The organism is Mesorhizobium sp. B2-4-2, assembly GCF_006442845.1.
In the GTDB taxonomy this organism is placed as follows: domain Bacteria; phylum Pseudomonadota; class Alphaproteobacteria; order Rhizobiales; family Rhizobiaceae; genus Mesorhizobium.
In genome coordinates, this window is record NZ_VFVM01000002.1 from 598,538 (window position 1) to 614,860 (window position 16,323).

Genomic DNA, 16,323 nt, shown 5'->3' on the forward strand with positions numbered 1-16,323 from the left:
TATTGGCGCTGAAGAACAGACCGGTCCCGCGTGAGCCGCTGCCCGATGCCGATGTCCATTCGGAAGGGTTCCGGCAGACGCGCGAAGCGCGCCGCAGCGCGCTGGTCGAGGACTATGTCGAGTTGATCGCCGACCTGATCGAGGACGGCAACGAGGCTCGCCAGGTCGACATCGCGGCCAGGCTGGGGGTCGCCCAACCGACAGTGGCCAAGATGCTGACCAGGCTGTGTGCCGACGGGCTGGTCTCCAGAAAGCCTTATCGCGGCGTGTTCTTGACCGAAGCAGGTCGCAAGGTCGCGGAAGAGAGCCGCATTCGCCACCAGACGGTGGAGGCTTTTTTGCGTTCGCTCGGCGTCAGCGCCGAGACGGCGCGCATCGATGCCGAGGGCATAGAGCACCATGTCAGTGCCGAGACACTGGAAGCGTTCCGCAAGGCGATGACGGCGGGCTAGGGACTTTGCCAAGCCGTTGGCTCGTTTCGCCGGCGATGCCATAGACATTCCACAGTCGCGGCCAGAGCAGCGGAGCCAACATGCCAGCACGGCCACGGCTGCGAAAAATGCTGTGACTTGGCGCAACCATTGAGATAATTGTTTATGAGGTGGAGCCGGCCTCGCGCCGGATCGACCAGTAAATTCGCAGCGCGGGGAGTTGCCATGCTCTGGAGAGGCCGTCGTCAGAGTGACAATGTCGAGGACCAGCGCAGCAGCGGCGGCGGCGGATTTGGTGGCGGCGGACCCGGCCAGTTCCGCATTCCGATCGGCGGCAGCAGCGGCGGCGGCATGTCGATCTCGACCATCATCATCCTCGTCGTGCTCTATTTCGGCCTGAAAGCCTTCGGCATCGATCCGATCCAGGTGCTGAGCGGCGGCGGTGGAGGCCTGCTGCCTGGCGGCGGCGAGATAACGGACAACAGCGGCAGCCAGGGCGGGGGCACCGGTGCGCCGGCTTCCGACGAGATGAAGCAGTTCGTGGCAACCGTGCTGGCCGAGACCGAGGACACATGGACAGGCATTTTCAAGGCCAACGGACTGACCTATGAGGACCCCAAGCTGGTGCTGTTCAGCGGGCAGATCCGCTCGGCCTGCGGCTTCGCCTCGTCGGCGGCCGGACCGTTCTATTGCCCCGGCGACCACAAGGTCTATCTCGACATGACATTCTTCCAGCAGCTGGACCAGCAGTTCGGCGCCTCGGGCGAGTTCGCGCGGGCCTATGTGATCGCGCATGAGGTCGGCCATCACGTGCAGAATCTGACCGGCATCATGTCCAAATTCAACCAGATGCGGCAAAGCATGGGCGAGGCCGAAGCCAATCAAATGTCGGTGCGCGTCGAGCTTCAGGCCGACTGCTTCGCCGGCGTCTGGGCGCATTACACGGCGCAGAAGGGCATATTGGAGCAAGGCGATATGGAAAGCGCGCTCAATGCCGCCAGGCAGATCGGCGACGATACGCTGCAGAAGAAGATGCAGGGCTACGTAGTGCCGGAAAGCTTCAACCACGGCACGTCGGCGCAGCGGCAGACCTGGCTGGCGCGCGGCTACAAGAGCGGCAAGCTTTCCGACTGCGATACGTTCAACAACCCGATCTGAGCATCCGGTTCTTTCACGGGTGACCTGACGGCAAGGATGTCGTCAGGGGGTGTCAGGATGCGAACGTCCTGCTTGTTCCCTCATTGTTCCTGACGGCCTGCTCGCCTATAAGTGCCTCCGCCTGCGCGCCAGGCGCCGGGAAGGAGCAGACGAAACCATGATCGATCCCAAAACCGCCAAGCGGGGGCTTGCGCTCGTCTTCACGACGCTGCTCCTCGACATCATCGGATTCGGCATCATCATGCCGGTGCTGCCGGCCTACCTGCAAGAATTGACCGGCGTCGGCGTCTCGGAGGCGGCGATCGAGGGCGGATGGCTGTTCTTCGTCTATGCGGCCATGCAGTTCTTCTTCGCGCCCGTCATGGGCGGGTTGAGCGACCGGTTCGGCCGGCGGCCGATCCTTCTCGCCTCCGTGCTGACGTTTTCCATCGACAATCTGATCTGCGCCATAGCCTGGTCCTACCCGATGCTGTTCATCGGGCGCGTGCTGGCCGGCATTTCGGGCGCCAGCTATTCGACCACATCAGCCTTCATCGCCGACATCTCGAACGATGAGAACCGGGCCAAGAATTTCGGCCTGCTCGGCATCGCCTTCGGCGTCGGCTTCGTCATCGGGCCCGTCCTTGGCGGACTGCTCGGCACCTTCGGGCCGCGCGTGCCGTTCTATTTCGCCGCCGGACTTGCCTTGGTGAACTTCCTGATCGCGCTGTTCCTGCTGCCCGAAACGCTCGATGAAAAGCACCGCCGCCGCTTCGAGTGGAAGCGCGCCAACCCAGTCGGCACGCTTCTGCAGATGCGCCAATATCAAGGCATTGGCTGGATCGGGCTCGTCTTCTTCCTGATGACGCTCGGCCACATGATGTATCCGGCGGTCTGGTCGTTCGTCTCCAACTATCGCTATGGCTGGAACGAGCAGCAGATCGGTTTTTCGCTCGGCGCTTTCGGCCTGTGCGGAGCCATCGTCATGGCAACGGTGCTGCCACGCATCATTCCCAGGCTTGGCGAGTGGAGGACGGCGGTGATCGGTCTGGCGTTCACGGCGCTCAGTGCTTTCGGCTACGCCTTCGCGACGCAGGGTTGGATGATTTATGCGGTGATCGTCGTCGGCTGCCTGGAAGCGCTGGCCGACCCGCCGCTCAGGAGCCTCGCCGCCGCCAAGGTGCCGCCTTCGGCGCAGGGTGAATTACAAGGCGCGATGACGTCGATCTTCTCGATCACATCGATCGTCACGCCGCTGCTCTATACCGCGATCTTTTCCTGGTTCACCGGGCCAAGCGCGCCAGTGACCTTCGGCGGTGCGCCTTACCTGGTTGGCGCGGTTTTCCTAGTGCTGGCGCTCGTTGTCTTCGTTACGAAAGTGGCGAGGCCTGCGGCACTCGGAACCGTCACCAAAGGCGTCGCGGAAGATGGGGCACGAATATGAGGATCTGTCGGAACTAAGCCCGTTCGGCCAGCAGTTCCTCGCCGCGCTTTTCGCGGATCAGGTTGACGAAGCGGCGGAACAGATAATGCGAATCCTGCGGGCCGGGCGAGGCCTCGGGGTGGTGCTGGACCGAGAATACCGGCCGGCCTGTCAGCGCGATGCCGCAATTCGAGCCGTCGAACAGCGAGACATGGGTTTCCTCGACGCCTGACGGCAGCGAGTCGGCGTCGACGGCAAAGCCGTGGTTCATCGAGACGATCTCGACCTTGCCTGTAGTGTGGTCCTTGACCGGATGGTTGGCGCCGTGATGGCCCTGATGCATCTTGGCGGTCTTGCCGCCCAGCGCCAGCGCCAGCATCTGGTGGCCGAGGCAGATACCGAACACCGGAATCTCGGTCCTGAGCAGGTCCTGGATGACCGGCACGGCGTAGGCGCCGGTGGCTTCAGGGTCGCCGGGGCCGTTGGACAGGAAGATGCCGTCCGGCTGCATGGCGAGGATTTCCTCGGCGCCGGTCTTGGCCGGAACCACGGTCACCTTGGCACCAAGCCCCGCAAGCAGGCGCAGGATGTTGCGCTTGACGCCATAGTCGATGGCGACGACATGCATGGAGGGCTCGTCCTGTTCGCCAAAGCCCTCGTCCCACACCCAAGGCGTCTCGCGCCACACCGAGGACTGGCCTGACGTGACCTCCTTGGCGAGGTCGAGGCCGATCAGGCCGGACCACGCGGCGGCGCGGCGTTTCAGGTCGTCAAGATCGAAGACGCCGTCGGGCGCATGCGCGATAACGGCGTTGGGCATGCCCTTTTCGCGGATCAACGCGGTCAACGCGCGGGTGTCGATGCCCGAGAGGGCGACGATGCCGCGCTTCTTCAGCCATTGATCGAGATGGCCGGCAGCGCGGTAGTTGGAGGGATTGGTGACATCGGCCTTGAACACGGCGCCGACGGCACCGGCGCGAGCAGCCGGATTGAGGTCCTCGATGTCTTCGCCGTTGGTGCCGATATTACCGACATGCGGGAAGGTGAAGGTGACGATCTGGCCGGCATAGGACGGATCGGTCAGGATCTCCTGATAGCCGGTAAGCGCGGTGTTGAAGCAGACCTCGGCGACCGCCGAACCCGTTGCGCCGAGACCGCGACCCTCAATGACGGTGCCGTCGGCCAGCACCAGCAATGCCGTCGGTTTCTCGGTGGCCCAAGCGGGGGTGGACGCGGTGTCGGCCATGGCGGCACTCCTATCAGGCCGCGCGCTTCAAACAGGCCCGGCGGGCTATTTGCGCGGCAAACGGCGCGGAGCGGCGAATTCGCTGCCTCCACGCACTCAAGCTTCAGTTCATGCAAGGCCCAGTACATAGGGGAAGGGAGCAGGTCGGTCAATGATGATGGGAAATGCCGCTACGATTTATTTCATTGAGCAATATCATAGGCTTGCCTCGACATATCAGGGTTTGCGTTGGTCCGCACCGGGCGCTATTGTCCGCGCCGACCGAAGGAGAGAGCACGATGCGCGCAAAAATCGCCGAATCCCTGAAGAGCGCGATGAAGGCGCAGGACAAGCACCGGCTGCCGACATTGCGGCTGATCCAAGCCGCCATCCACGATCGCGATATCGCCAATCGCGGTGCCGGCAAGGAACCGGCCAGCGACGAGGCGATCCTGCAGATCCTGGCCAAGATGGTGAAGCAGCGCGAAGAATCGGCCAAGGCCTTCGAAGACGGCAAGCGTCCGGAACTGGCCGCGCAGGAGCGCAGCGAGATGGAGATCATCCGCGATTTCCTGCCGACGCAGCTCGACGATGCCGCCATCACCGCCGCGGCGCGCGAGGCGATCGCGGCGACCGGTGCCGCCAGCCAGAAGGACATGGGCAAGGTGATCGCGGCACTGAAGCAGAAATATGCCGGCCAGATGGATTTCGGCAAGGCAAGCGGCATCATCAAGGGGCTTTTGCAATAGTCGGCGCGTCGAGCGCGAGCGCCAGCGCTCGCCTGCCTATAAAACAACCTTCTGGGGCTCCAACGCGTGGCGCAATGCTGGCGCCTCCTGCTGGATATGATCCCACAAACGGTTGGCGACCGGCCCGTGGGGACGGTCGCGGCGACGCGCAACCACCAGTTCGTCGGTGCGGCCCGGCATATGAGGGCCGGCGATGGACCGCAGGCGTCCATCACGCAGCTCCTCCTCGATCAGGAAGCGTGGCAGGTGGCCCCAGCCGAGGCCCTGCAGGATGATCTCCTTCTTCATGCCCTGGTCGGCGACCAGGCATTGCGGCGCGCCTTCGACCATGAAGTAGTCTTGTTGCGGTGAATGGCGGGCAGTGTCGCGCATCACGCATTGGGTGAGCGCCTGCATCTGGTCGGGTGTGATCGGCGGCTCGATGCGCTCCGGCAGAAAGCCCGGTGCCACCACGGGAATGAACGGCACCTTGCACAAATCGATCCATTCCACCCGCGCATCGCCCTTGTCGATCCAGTGCAGGACCAGATCGGCCTCGTCGTCGAAAAGGCGTTCCCAAGGGCCGCCGACGGCCTCGAAGTGCAGGTGCAGACGCGTGCCGGGACATTGCGCGAAGAACCGCCCGAGCAGGCCCAGCACCTGCGGTCGTGGGCATAGGTCGCCGATCACCACATGGATTTCGCTTTCTTCGCCCATCGAGAGCTGGGCGGCATGCACGCGCAGGCCTTCCAGTTCGCGCAGCAGCGATTGCGCCCGGCGGTGGAACGACAGCCCGGCCTCGGTCGGGCGCCCGCGATAGCCGCTGCGGTCCAGGAGAACGAGGTCGAGCTGCCGTTCCAGCTTGGCGACAGCGGCGAATACAGCCGGGTGTGAACGATGCAACAGGGCCGCCGCCGGCTGAAAGCCGCCGGTGCGGATCACGGCGTCGAAGCACTGCAGGTCGTGCAAGGTGAATTCAGCCATGTCAGCTTTGATTACAGAGATTGTCCTGACTTTGTAATATCAACAAACCAACGATCTGACTACGCTCTGTCATTCAACCCTTCCAGAAGGATCTTTCATCATGAGTGAGCTGAATTTTGTGACTGTTGGCGACGGCACGCGCATCGCCTACCGTTTCGACGGCGATGCGCGAAAGCCGGTTCTGATGCTGTCGAACTCCATCGGCACCACGCTGCATATGTGGGATGGACAGGTCGGCGAGTTGTCCAGGCATTTCCATCTTCTGCGCTATGATTTTCGCGGCCATGGCGGATCGAGCGTGCCGGCCGGCGCCTATTCGCTCGATCGGCTCGGCGGCGACGTGATCGAACTGCTCGACGCGCTCGGCCTTGGCCGCGTGCATTTCCTCGGCCTGTCGCTGGGCGGCTTCGTCGGGCAATGGCTCGGCATCCACGCGCCGGAGCGGATCGACCGGCTGATCCTGAGCAACACCTCGTCGCATCTCGGACCGGCAAGCTATTTCGACGAGCGCATTGCCGCCGTCCGGCAGGCGCCCGACATGGCCGAAACCGCCGAAACGTTCCTCAACAATTGGTTCCCGGCAAAAATGGTGGCGGCCAACGAGCCCGTCATCGAGGAATTTCGCGCCATGCTGCTCGCCATCGACCGGCAAGGCCTGGCGGGCCTCTTTGCGGCGGTGCGCGACGCCGACCTTCGCCGCACCGTGGCGCTGATCTCGCGGCCGACGCTGGTGATCGCCGGCGAGCACGACACGGTGACGGCGGCCAGCCACAGCGAACTGATCGCCGCGGCGGTGCCCGGCGCGAAACTGGTCGTCCTGCCGGCGGTTCACCTGTCGAATGTCGAATATCCATCCGGTTTCATGCAGGCGGTGTTCGATTTTCTGCGCTGAGGGATGCGATCCCGTAGACCCCGCATCCCCGGAGCCGGGACGGACCTCACGGCTCCTTGCAGATCGGCACCGGCTGCGGCGGCGGTGCCGGGTGGTCCTTCCTGTATTGGGCAATGATCGGCTCGAGCGTCTTTCGCGGCCAGAATTTCGGCGTGCCGATTTCCTTCAGGCAGGATGCGTTCCAATAGAGGCCAGCGTCCGACAGCGAACGGCCCGCCGCCACGATTTGCGCAACGGCGGCGATGTCGCGCGATTCAGGGTAGATGTAGAGCGTAGTCGGATTGTCCTTCACCATCGGGATGATCTGCTGCGCATCCGCCGCCGACCAACTGGTGCAGCCATTGCTGCGGCCGCCGGCATAATCCACCAGTTTGCCGAACGGCACGTAGCCGTCATGGTCGGCATGCGAGCTGGCCGGGTCTTTGCGAAGACACATTCCCTTCAGCACTTCCGCCGGATGCCCGCCGATCACGCGCTGCCTGGCGTTCGCGGCCTCGCCCTCGCCATCGAACTGCACGAAGGTACGCATGAAAGCCACGTCCTGCTTCGCTGCGGTGCGATAATAGCCCTTGAACGAGGTTTTCGCCTCGCCGGTCATATAGGCGCCGCCGGCGGTCAGTGACGAATCCAGCGCATTGCCGAAGTTCTTCGCGCAGCGCTTGCCATTGGCGAAATCTGCGACGCCCTTCAGATTCCGGCCGCTGCCGTGGCCCGCCGAAACGGCGCGAAACGCCTGGCTGGCCTCGCAGATGATGTAATAACGGTGACCCAGTTTGTTGTTGCCCAGATCGCTAGGGCGCGTCGCATCCATGGCGAAGTAGCAGGGATTGTTAACGGCTCCTGCGCCGACTTTCTTCAGGTAAAGCGCTCGGGCCCGCTCCAGGACCACAGCTGAGATCTGGCCATCACCTTCGCCGACATGGGCCTGCAGCCAGGCCGGAATGGCCGAGGGCGCGGCAAAGGACCGTGCCGTCAAAGCGACGACAACGAGGAAGAGGCTGGCGACGACACCCAGCGGGATAGATCTCAACCGCACCAGACCCGTTCTCCTGTCGAAGCGTTTGTGTTTTGGCGGTGAATCACCCCCGGCACGATCATAAATCGGCTTATGCCGGCCGGCGAAACACATCTTGTTCAGCATTCCCGGCACGTATGCGCGTTTTCGACCGGTCAGCATTGGGGTATTGTCTGATTCCGGCGCGCCCACGCCTCCTCCCTCCGTCGGGAAAGCATCATTCATGCGGGGCAATCCGATCATCGAACCGACTGTTCGAGCACCAAGCATAAGGAGGGGTTGCGAAGACTGCTCGCACCAGGAGGTTTGCGATGATTGCGCCCATTTACCATCTGAAGCGTCAAGCCAGGCTGTTGTCCCGCAAGGAGAAGATTCCGCTCCATCAGGCGCTTGACCGTGTTGCAGCCCGCGAAGGTTTTGCGAGTTGGAGTCTGCTTGCGGCCAAGGCAGCCGAGACGACGGCCGCCGGCAGGCTGTTCTCGCGGCTGATGCCCGGCGACCTGGTTCTGGTCGGTGCGCGACCAGGCCACGGCAAGACGCTGATGAGCCTCGAGCTCGCGGTCGAAGCCATGAAGCGTGGCCATCGCAGCGTGTTCTTCTCGTTGGAATACACGCATCGCGATGTGCTGGACCGGTTTCGCGCCATCGGGGCGGACCCCGCCCAGTTCGACCGATTGTTCGCGTCCGACACTTCCGAAGCCATCAGCGCCGACTACATCGTCGAGGTGTTGGGATCGGCGGCGCGCGGGACGCTCGCTATCATCGACTATCTGCAACTGCTCGACCAGAAACGGGACAATCCGGAGCTGATGGATCAGGTGCGCACGCTGAAGGCTTTTGCGCGTGACACGGGCGTGATCCTGGTCTTCATCTCGCAGATCGACCGCTCCTACGATCCGTCGACGAAGCCGTTTCCCGATATCAGCGACGTTCGGCTACCGAACCCGCTGGATCTGTCGCTGTTCAGCAAAGCGTGTTTCCTCAACAAGGGCGCGATCCGCTTCCAGCCCGCTTGAGCGTTCCAGTGGCTATCGCTATGCCTGCTTGGCCTGCGAAGGAGCATGGATCATGATCGAAATTGTCAAGCCCGGGCTCAAGCATCTGGCGTCCTACAAGGCTGCGCTCGAGCGCGGCTGGTCGCCCGACAATGTACGGCTCATGGAGGCAGCTCGCGAGCAGCTTGCCGCAATCGAGGAGGATCCGGCGGCGTTCCTGGCCAGCCTCGATGATCCCGAGGCCAAGGGGCCGCCGATCACCTTGCCTGACGGCAGACAGGTCCCGCGCCTGCCGGGCTTCAGGCGCTGGATGTGGGACGGCGAGACGTCAGGCTCGATCGGCCTGCGCTGGCAGAAGGGCACGTCGGCGCTGCCGCCGCACGTGCTTGGCCATATCGGCTACGCCGTGGTGCCGTGGAAACAGCGACGCGGCTACGCGACGGAAGCGCTGCGGCTTATGCTGGATGAGGCGAGGGCGGTCGGCCTGGCTCATGTCGACATCACCGCAAAACCTGGCAATCCGGCCTCGCACAAAGTGATCCTGGCCAACGGCGGCAGACTGGTCGAACGTTTCCTCGAAGATGCCGCCTATGGCGGAGCGGAGAGCCTGCGGTTCCGCATCGATCTGTAATGCGTTGGAGCTGCGCAGCCGCCGGGCGAGACATGACTGTTCATCGCGTCGTGCTTGCGCCGGTGGACGCCCGGATCAGGCATGATCGGTGGTGGATGTCCTGACGCGGATAATCTACTCAGCCGCTGCCGTCAGCGGTGGCGTGGCGTTGCTGCGCCACTCCCAGATGTGCGAGGCGAGCGCCACCGCGACTGCGACGAGCATCGCCACAGCGCCAAGCAGCGGCAGGCTGCGATAACCGTAACCGCCATTGAGCATGGCGGCACCGAGCGATGCCGCGAGCGCTATACCGACATTGAAGCCGGATGGGATCAGCGAGGAGGCCAGGTTCGAGGCATCCGCAGTCCAGGACAGGATGCGGGTCTGAATCGGCGTACCGATGGCGAAGTTGAGGCCGCCCCAGATGACGATCGCCACGATCATCGGCACGGGATAGGGGCTGACGGCATAGATCACCGCAAGCGTCACCGCCTGCAGGGCCAGCATGGTGATCAGCGAGGGCATCAGCTTCCAGTCGGCTAGCCTGCCGCCGAGGAAGACGCCAAGCGTGGCGCCGACGCCGTTGAGCAAGAGCACCCAGGGCACCAGGTTCTCGTCGAGGCCGGTGATCTCGATCAATGTCGGGGTGATGTAGGTGAACAGGCCGAACTGGCCGATCATCAGCATCAGCATCAGGATCAGCGAGGTCCAGACCTGCTGGCGGGCAAGCACGCGGACCTCGCGGGCGAGGCCGGCGGGTTTGGCCTGATAACCTGTGGTGCGCGGCAAAAGGGCTGCCATGGCAAGCGTGGCCGCCACGCCCAATGCGCACATAACCCAGAAGGTCGCGCGCCAGCCCCAGATGTTGCCGATGGCAGTGCCCGCCGGCACGCCGATCACGTTGGAGACGGTGAGGCCCGACAGGATGACGGCCACCGCCATGCCGCGCTGGTCCCCGCGCACCAGCCCGACCGCAACCACCATGGCGACGCCGAAATAAGCGCCATGCGCGACTGCGACGGCAATGCGCAGAAGCAGCATCGAGGTGAAGTCGGGCGCCAGCGCGCAGGCCGCCTGACCGATGGTGAAGGCGACCGCCAGGCCGAGCAGCAAGGTTTTGCGCGGCAAGGACTTGGTGGCAAGTGCCAGAAGCGGACCGCCGATGGCGATGCCGCAGGCATAGCCGGAGACGAGATAGCCCGATGTCGGAACCGAAACGCCAAGCCCTTGCGCCACCTGCGGCAGCACGCCGGCGATGACGAATTCGGTGGTGCCGAAAGCGAAGGCAGCGATGAACAGGGCGATGAGCGGAAGCGACATGGCGGGAATTAAATCCTCGAATGCAGGCCTCAAACCACGGATGCGCGCTGCCGGCAATCCAGAAATCTTTGTCGCCGCTTTAGCTTTTCTTGATCTCCGGGTTCAAAATCTTGACCCCGGGTTCAGAACGGGGTCTTGCGTCCATAAGGAACCTTCAACCATGCCCGCTCATGAAAATAATAGAGCAGCGACTTGGTGAAGACTTCTGTCACGCCGATGGCGGCCGCCAGCTTGACGCTTCCGGTCACCACCAGCGAGATGATCATCGTATCGATGGTGCCGGTCACGCGCCACGAAAGCGCCTTGGCGAAACTGCGCGAATGGGTGTCCATCGATCTCCTCCGAAAGCTTTGGCTGATATGCCTAGCCCGAGCGATGGAAACGCGGCAATGGCAATTTTGCCGCCGAAGGACCGACGCCATGCAATTCTGCCGCAATACAATTTTTTCGACAGAGTGCGGCGCTCTTCCTTCTGCCCTTGTTTGTTGGGAGGTGGCGTCGCAAAGCGAGGTGGGATGAGGTGTCTCAAAGAAGGGAGAGATGTCGTTGATCAGCTCGCCTTCAACCTGGATCCGCCGAGGAGGCCGCGTTCTTCCAGCACGGGATAGGCCATCGATGCCAGCAGCGAGTTGATCTGTTTGAGATCGCGGATGGTGTCGAGGTGGATCGAACTGGTCTCGACGCTTTTGGCAGTGCCTTCGCGCAGCCGCAGGAAATGGCTGGCGCTGGTCTCTTTTTCGGCGTCGCGCAGCCGTTCCTTCTCCAGCACCAATTGGCGAGCCGTCTCGGCATCGCGCGACACCAGCACGTTGAAGGCAAGCCGCGCATTGGCGAGCACCGAAGCGTGGAAGGCGCACAGCTCGCTCCAACCCTCGTCGGTGAATTCCAGTCCACGGTCGAACTTCTTCTTCACATGTACCAGCATGTTGCGCACGATGATGTCGCCGACCTGCTCCAGCTTGACGCAGGCGCCGATCAGTTCCTGGCAGCGCAACGCCTCGTCCTCGGTCAGCGGGTTCTTGGTGACCTTGGCGAGGTAGAGCTTGATCGCCGCGTGCTTGCGGTCGACGCGGTCGTCAAGGGCGGCCAGCGCCTTGATCTTGTCGGCATCGGCGCTCTCGTAGAGCTCGATGATGCGCTTGAGCATGATCTCGACCGTCTCGCAGACCCGCACCACCTCGCGGGTGGCATTGGCCAGCGCCTGGCTCGGCACGTCGAGCGCGCTTTCGTTGAGCGCCGAGAGTTCGACGACGTCGAGCGTGGCGGCTGGCGTCTTGGTGCCGAGCGCCACGATCTTCTCCGAGGCGCGGTAGACGAGACCCGCCAGCGGCAGGCCGGCGAGCAGGATCAGCACATTGAACAGGATGTGGGCATTGACGATCTGGTCCGCTGCCGTCGCGCCAAGGAACGCGAAATGCGGCCTGAAGATCATGACCAGGATCAGCATGACCAGCGAGCCAAGCCCGCGCATCAAGAGGTTGCCGATCGGCACGACGCGCACTTCGGGGCCGGAGGAGCGGGTCAGCATGGGCGCGATGATCGACGAACCGAGATTGACGCCCAGGATGAGGACGACGCCGAGTTCGGGCGTGATCAGGCCGCGGCCCGCCAGCGTCGCCATCAACAGGACCGCGGCGATGCTCGATTGGAACAGCCAGGTGATCAGCGCCGCCAGCAGATAGGCGGTGATGGAATCGCCGGAGAAGTAATTGATGATGACCGGCATCAACTGGCTGTTGCGCAGCGGCTCGGATGCCTGACCGATCATTTCCAGCGACAGGATCAAAAGGCCGATGCCGACCAGGATGCGACCGGTCTGGCGCCAGTCGCGCCGCTCGGTGGCCATGAACATGACCGTGCCGGTGATCAGGCAGAGCGGCACCAGCAGCGTGAGATCGAAGGTGAGCAGCTTGACCACCAGAGCCGAACCGATCTCGGCGCCGCGTACGGCCAGTTGCCCGGCCGCGCCCGAGACGATGCCGGAGCCGGCGAAGGAGCCGACCAGCAGCGTGACGGCGGTGGAGCTCTGCAGCGCTATAGCGAGGCCGGTGCCGGCCAGCACCGCCATGACAGGATTGCGCATGGTGGCGCGCAGCTTGTGGCGCAGCACGTCGCCATAGGCGCGCTCGACGCCGGTCTTCACCATGCGCGTGGCAAACAACATCAGCGCCACGGCCCCGGCCAGATGCAGAAGAACCACGGAGCCGCTCATTGCGGCGCGCCGATACGGACAAGGCCGGCGACACGGGCAGCGCGGCGGTCGGGAGAAAGAGGAGGGGTGCGAATCATGATCATGACGTTGGCCGATAATAGCTCGAATATTTTAGCCGGATAATAAAAATTTGTCGATTTCAAGGGCTCTCCGCGCGCGACGGGCCGTGTCGGAGAATGGACGGATGCCGAAATGGTTGCATGAGCCCCGCCGCCCTGACGCAGCGGATCGGCCGATGTTGCCCCCCGCCCTTCGCCCGGAATTTGCGAGGATGTTCAACCAATCGGTCTAAAGCTTCGGATTTATTACGGAATTGTAATGCTCATGTTCAGTTTCGGTTCATTCTTCGACGGCTATTTCTGCGGCATTGACAACCAAGGAGATTCCTTCATGAAGCGCATTGTTCTTTCCGGTCTTGCTTTCTCGATGTTGGCCGCCACGTCCCTGACGGGCCAGGCCGCACCGCTCAATGCGCCGGTCGCGCCGCAGTCGAACTATACCAATGTCGATTGGCAGAAGCCCACCAACCGGGATGTCAGGAAGCGCGTCATCCAGAAGCGCGTTATCCAGAAGCGTATCATTCAAAAGAAGGTCGTCGTGAAGCGGAACAACTGGCGCAATGGCCAGAAATATTCCGGCTGGCGGCAGCATCAGCCGGTCCGCGACTATGGTCGCTACGGCCTGCATCGCCCGGGCCGTGGCCAGGAATGGATCCGCGTCGGCAACGACTATGTGCTGGTCGGCGCCCTCTCCGGCATCATCTTTGGCGCCATCGCCGCGCAGTAAAGTCCCGATAGTGCCAGACTGGAGGAAGGGCGGCCCGCAACGGCCGCCTTTCCTTTTGCCCTGTGGAAACCGGGCATCGTCAGCATTAGGGGTCGCCGGACTTCGCGGGCATGATTATATGGGGGATAAACGAGTTCCCCGATGCGCTTTCCGCCCGCCTTCCTCGACGAGATACGCGACCGCGTGCCGATTTCGCAGGTCATCGGCCAGCGCGTCGCCTGGGATCGCAAGAAGACCAATGCGTCACGCGGCGATTATTGGGCCTGCTGCCCGTTTCATGGCGAGAAGAGCCCATCCTTCCATTGCGAGGACAAGAAGGGCCGCTACCATTGTTTCGGCTGCTCGGTCTCGGGCGATCACTTCAAGTTCCTGACCGAACTTGACGGACTGAGCTTTCCCGAGGCGGTCGAGAAGATCGCAGACATGGCCGGCGTGCCGATGCCGGTTCGCGACGTGCAGGAGGAGCGGCGCGAGAAGGAACGCGCCAGCCTTACCGACGTCATGGAAATGGCGACTGCCTTTTTCCAGGAGCGGCTACAGGGCGCGGAGGGCGCCAAAGCCCGTGCGTATCTGCGCGACCGCGGACTGACGCCTGCGACGCAGCATGCGTTCCGGCTGGGCTATGCGCCCGACAGCCGCAATGCGCTGAAGGAGCATCTGGCCGCAAAGGGCGTGCCGAAGGCCGATATCGAGGCCTGTGGGCTGGTGCGCCATGGCGACGACATTCCGGTTTCCTATGACTGGTTCCGCGACCGCATCATGTTCCCGATTCCGGATTCGCGCGGCAAGATCATCGCTTTCGGCGGGCGAGCGCTGGCGCCGGATGCGCTCGCCAAATATATGAACTCGCCCGATACCGAGCTCTTCCACAAGGGCAACGTACTCTACAATTTCGCCCGCGCGCGAAAAGCGCTGGCCAAGGGCGGCACGGTCATCGCCGTCGAAGGCTATATGGATGTCATCGCATTGGCGCAGGCCGGCTTCGAGAATGTCGTGGCGCCACTCGGCACGGCGCTTACCGAAAACCAACTCGAACTGTTGTGGCGTATGGCCGCCGAGCCGGTGCTGTGCTTCGACGGCGACAAGGCCGGGCTGAAGGCGGCATGGCGGGCCGCCGACATGGTGCTGCCCGTAGTCCAGGCGGGGCGCACCGCACGCTTCGCGCTGCTGCCGGAAGGCAAGGATCCCGACGACCTGGTCAAGGCGGAGGGGCCGGATGCCTTCCGCGCCGTGCTGGCGGAAGCGCGTCCTCTTGCCGATCTGTTATGGATGCGCGAGACGGCGGGCGGCGTCTTCGACACGCCGGAGCGCCGGGCCGAACTGGAGAAGCGGCTGCGCGAACTGACCAGCCGCATCCGTGATGAAAGCCTGCGATATCACTACCAGCAGGAGATGCGCGAGCGCGTGCTGAGCTTCTTCGGTTCTCAGCGCGGAACGCGGCAAGGTCGTCCGGACTGGAAACCGGGGCAGGGCAAGGCGCCCGCTCCCGGCGGACAATTCGCCAAGGCCGGCGGTGGTCGCATCGCCATCACGGAAAGCCTCGGCCAGTCGGCACTGGTCAAGCGCGGCAGCGAAGGCATGTCGGTGCGCGAGGCGACGATCATCGTCGCACTGGTCAACCACCCGGCGCTGATCGACGAGAATTTCGCCCATGTCGAGTTCCTCGATCTCGCCAATTCCGAGCTGAAGCGGCTGCACGGCGCCATCCTCGACGCGATGGCACATGACATGGCCAATGACCGCCACGCCGTGGTGGCGACGATCGAACGCGCCGGCTGCGCCAAGATCTGGGAGCGTGCCGTCGGCCTGATCAGGCGAGCGCGGCAGTGGCCGGCGCTGGAGACGGCAGCGCTCGAGGACGCCCGCGACGCTCTGAACCAGGCGCTGCACTTGCAGCGTAGCGCGCGCACCTTACATAAGGAGCTGAAACAGGCGGAAGCGGCGATGGATGCGGATCCGTCGGACGAGAATTTCCGCCATCTGATCGAAATTCAAGCGCAATTTCGGGATGTACAAGCGACGGAAGCGCTGATCGAAGGTTTCGGTGTTTCGTCGGGCAGGGCTGGTCGGGCCTGAAGCATGGTTCCGAAAAGCGGGACCCGGTTTTCGGGAACGATCATACTCCAGCAGAAGAAAGGCGGAGCTCATTTCGGCCCGAGGGTTGGGACGGGCTCATGCCAGCAAGTGCAGGAATGACGGCGTTGTCATGGATCTTCTAGAGCCGGACCGCGCTAAGTCGGGTAATTGATTCGCTTTTTTCATGCGAATCATGCGAGAGGCGCTTGACCTTCCGGCAGAATGGCGGAATCAGGACGATTCGAAACGTTAACCCGCACCCGCGTCGACGGGAAAAGCAGCGATGTGAGGTCTTGGTCACTGGACAGGCAGCCAGCCTGCCACAGATATCAGGGTTAATCTGGACTTAATGCATGTCGCCCAAAAATGGAAACCGGTTTTGGGCGACGACAGGGCACCAACAAAGAGATGATGCAGTTATTGGCCCGGTGAAGCGCGTTGCAAAAGCGAGCCCAGCCGATTTGACCGGTCCGACAGCTTGCGCGGCCT

General features: G+C 63.2%; 16 protein-coding genes. 9 read left to right on the forward strand and 7 right to left on the reverse strand.

Translation table 11 applies throughout. The features are described from left to right. The first annotated feature begins 2 nt into the window (after positions 1-2). The 3 genes from mntR (at position 3) to FJ942_RS06650 (ending at position 3,012) form a co-directional block, all read left to right on the forward strand. Complete coding sequence (mntR, locus tag FJ942_RS06640) at positions 3-452, forward strand: manganese-binding transcriptional regulator MntR (RefSeq protein ID WP_181165236.1); 450 nt, start codon at positions 3-5, stop codon at positions 450-452. Positions 453-656: 204 nt separating this feature from the next. Beyond that, the gene (locus tag FJ942_RS06645; RefSeq protein WP_140555992.1) at positions 657-1,589 is read left to right on the forward strand and encodes a neutral zinc metallopeptidase; all 933 of its coding nucleotides are present in this window, start codon (positions 657-659) and stop codon (positions 1,587-1,589) included. A 121-nt stretch (positions 1,590-1,710) separates the two neighbouring features. Then, positions 1,711-3,012, forward strand: a complete 1,302-nt coding sequence (locus tag FJ942_RS06650; RefSeq protein WP_224680421.1) for a TCR/Tet family MFS transporter — start codon at positions 1,711-1,713, stop codon at positions 3,010-3,012. Between the two features lie 13 nt (positions 3,013-3,025). Here FJ942_RS06650 and carA read toward each other — a convergent pair whose 3' ends face one another. Beyond that, positions 3,026-4,237 (reverse strand): glutamine-hydrolyzing carbamoyl-phosphate synthase small subunit, encoded by a 1,212-nt coding sequence (gene carA, locus FJ942_RS06655; protein WP_140555988.1) that lies wholly within the window; start codon positions 4,235-4,237, stop codon positions 3,026-3,028. A gap of 278 nt (positions 4,238-4,515) precedes the next feature. On the opposite strand from carA, the gene FJ942_RS06660 reads away from it, so the two are divergent. Continuing rightward, complete coding sequence (locus FJ942_RS06660; protein WP_140524847.1) at positions 4,516-4,965, forward strand: GatB/YqeY domain-containing protein; 450 nt, start codon at positions 4,516-4,518, stop codon at positions 4,963-4,965. A 36-nt stretch (positions 4,966-5,001) separates the two neighbouring features. On the opposite strand, the gene FJ942_RS06665 is transcribed toward FJ942_RS06660, so the two are convergent. Next, a complete protein-coding gene (locus tag FJ942_RS06665; protein WP_140686119.1) occupies positions 5,002-5,928 on the reverse strand; it encodes a LysR family transcriptional regulator in 927 nt (308 codons plus the stop codon). 100 nt (positions 5,929-6,028) lie between these two features. On the opposite strand from FJ942_RS06665, the gene pcaD reads away from it, so the two are divergent. Continuing rightward, positions 6,029-6,820: a 3-oxoadipate enol-lactonase gene (gene pcaD / locus FJ942_RS06670; RefSeq protein ID WP_140582023.1), complete on the forward strand. Its 792-nt coding sequence runs from the start codon at positions 6,029-6,031 to the stop codon at positions 6,818-6,820. A gap of 46 nt (positions 6,821-6,866) precedes the next feature. Here pcaD and FJ942_RS06675 read toward each other — a convergent pair whose 3' ends face one another. After that, complete coding sequence (locus FJ942_RS06675) at positions 6,867-7,856, reverse strand: hypothetical protein (protein WP_140897411.1); 990 nt, start codon at positions 7,854-7,856, stop codon at positions 6,867-6,869. A 290-nt stretch (positions 7,857-8,146) separates the two neighbouring features. Between FJ942_RS06675 and FJ942_RS06680 the strand changes: the two genes are divergently transcribed. Together FJ942_RS06680 and FJ942_RS06685 are read left to right on the forward strand one after the other, a co-directional pair. Next, positions 8,147-8,851 carry a DNA helicase gene (locus FJ942_RS06680; protein WP_140897380.1) on the forward strand — a complete coding sequence of 235 codons (705 nt, stop codon included), beginning with the start codon at positions 8,147-8,149 and terminating at the stop codon, positions 8,849-8,851. Between the two features lie 52 nt (positions 8,852-8,903). Next, a complete protein-coding gene (locus tag FJ942_RS06685; protein ID WP_140582017.1) occupies positions 8,904-9,461 on the forward strand; it encodes a GNAT family N-acetyltransferase in 558 nt (185 codons plus the stop codon). Positions 9,462-9,575: 114 nt separating this feature from the next. Here the strand turns inward: FJ942_RS06685 and FJ942_RS06690 are convergent, their stop codons facing one another. The 4 genes from FJ942_RS06690 to FJ942_RS28440 form a co-directional block, all read right to left on the reverse strand. Beyond that, on the reverse strand, positions 9,576-10,760 hold the full coding sequence (locus tag FJ942_RS06690; protein WP_140686120.1) for an MFS transporter: 1,185 nt from the start codon (positions 10,758-10,760) through the stop codon (positions 9,576-9,578). Between the two features lie 122 nt (positions 10,761-10,882). Further along, on the reverse strand, positions 10,883-11,092 hold the full coding sequence (locus FJ942_RS06695; protein WP_140495915.1) for a DUF2061 domain-containing protein: 210 nt from the start codon (positions 11,090-11,092) through the stop codon (positions 10,883-10,885). Positions 11,093-11,310: 218 nt separating this feature from the next. Then, positions 11,311-12,972, reverse strand: coding sequence for a Na/Pi cotransporter family protein (locus tag FJ942_RS06700; protein ID WP_140495914.1), 1,662 nt, complete (start codon positions 12,970-12,972; stop codon positions 11,311-11,313). Beyond that, positions 12,969-13,115: a hypothetical protein gene (locus FJ942_RS28440; RefSeq protein ID WP_181165210.1), complete on the reverse strand. Its 147-nt coding sequence runs from the start codon at positions 13,113-13,115 to the stop codon at positions 12,969-12,971. Before FJ942_RS28440 ends, FJ942_RS06700 begins: the two co-directional genes overlap by 4 nt. Before the next feature lie 247 nt (positions 13,116-13,362). On the opposite strand from FJ942_RS28440, the gene FJ942_RS06705 reads away from it, so the two are divergent. Next, entirely contained in the window at positions 13,363-13,758 is a 396-nt protein-coding gene (locus tag FJ942_RS06705) for an RcnB family protein (protein WP_140495913.1), read from the forward strand. Between the two features lie 141 nt (positions 13,759-13,899). Then, on the forward strand, positions 13,900-15,834 hold the full coding sequence (dnaG, locus tag FJ942_RS06710) for a DNA primase (protein ID WP_140897381.1): 1,935 nt from the start codon (positions 13,900-13,902) through the stop codon (positions 15,832-15,834). Positions 15,835-16,323: the final 489 nt, after the last annotated feature.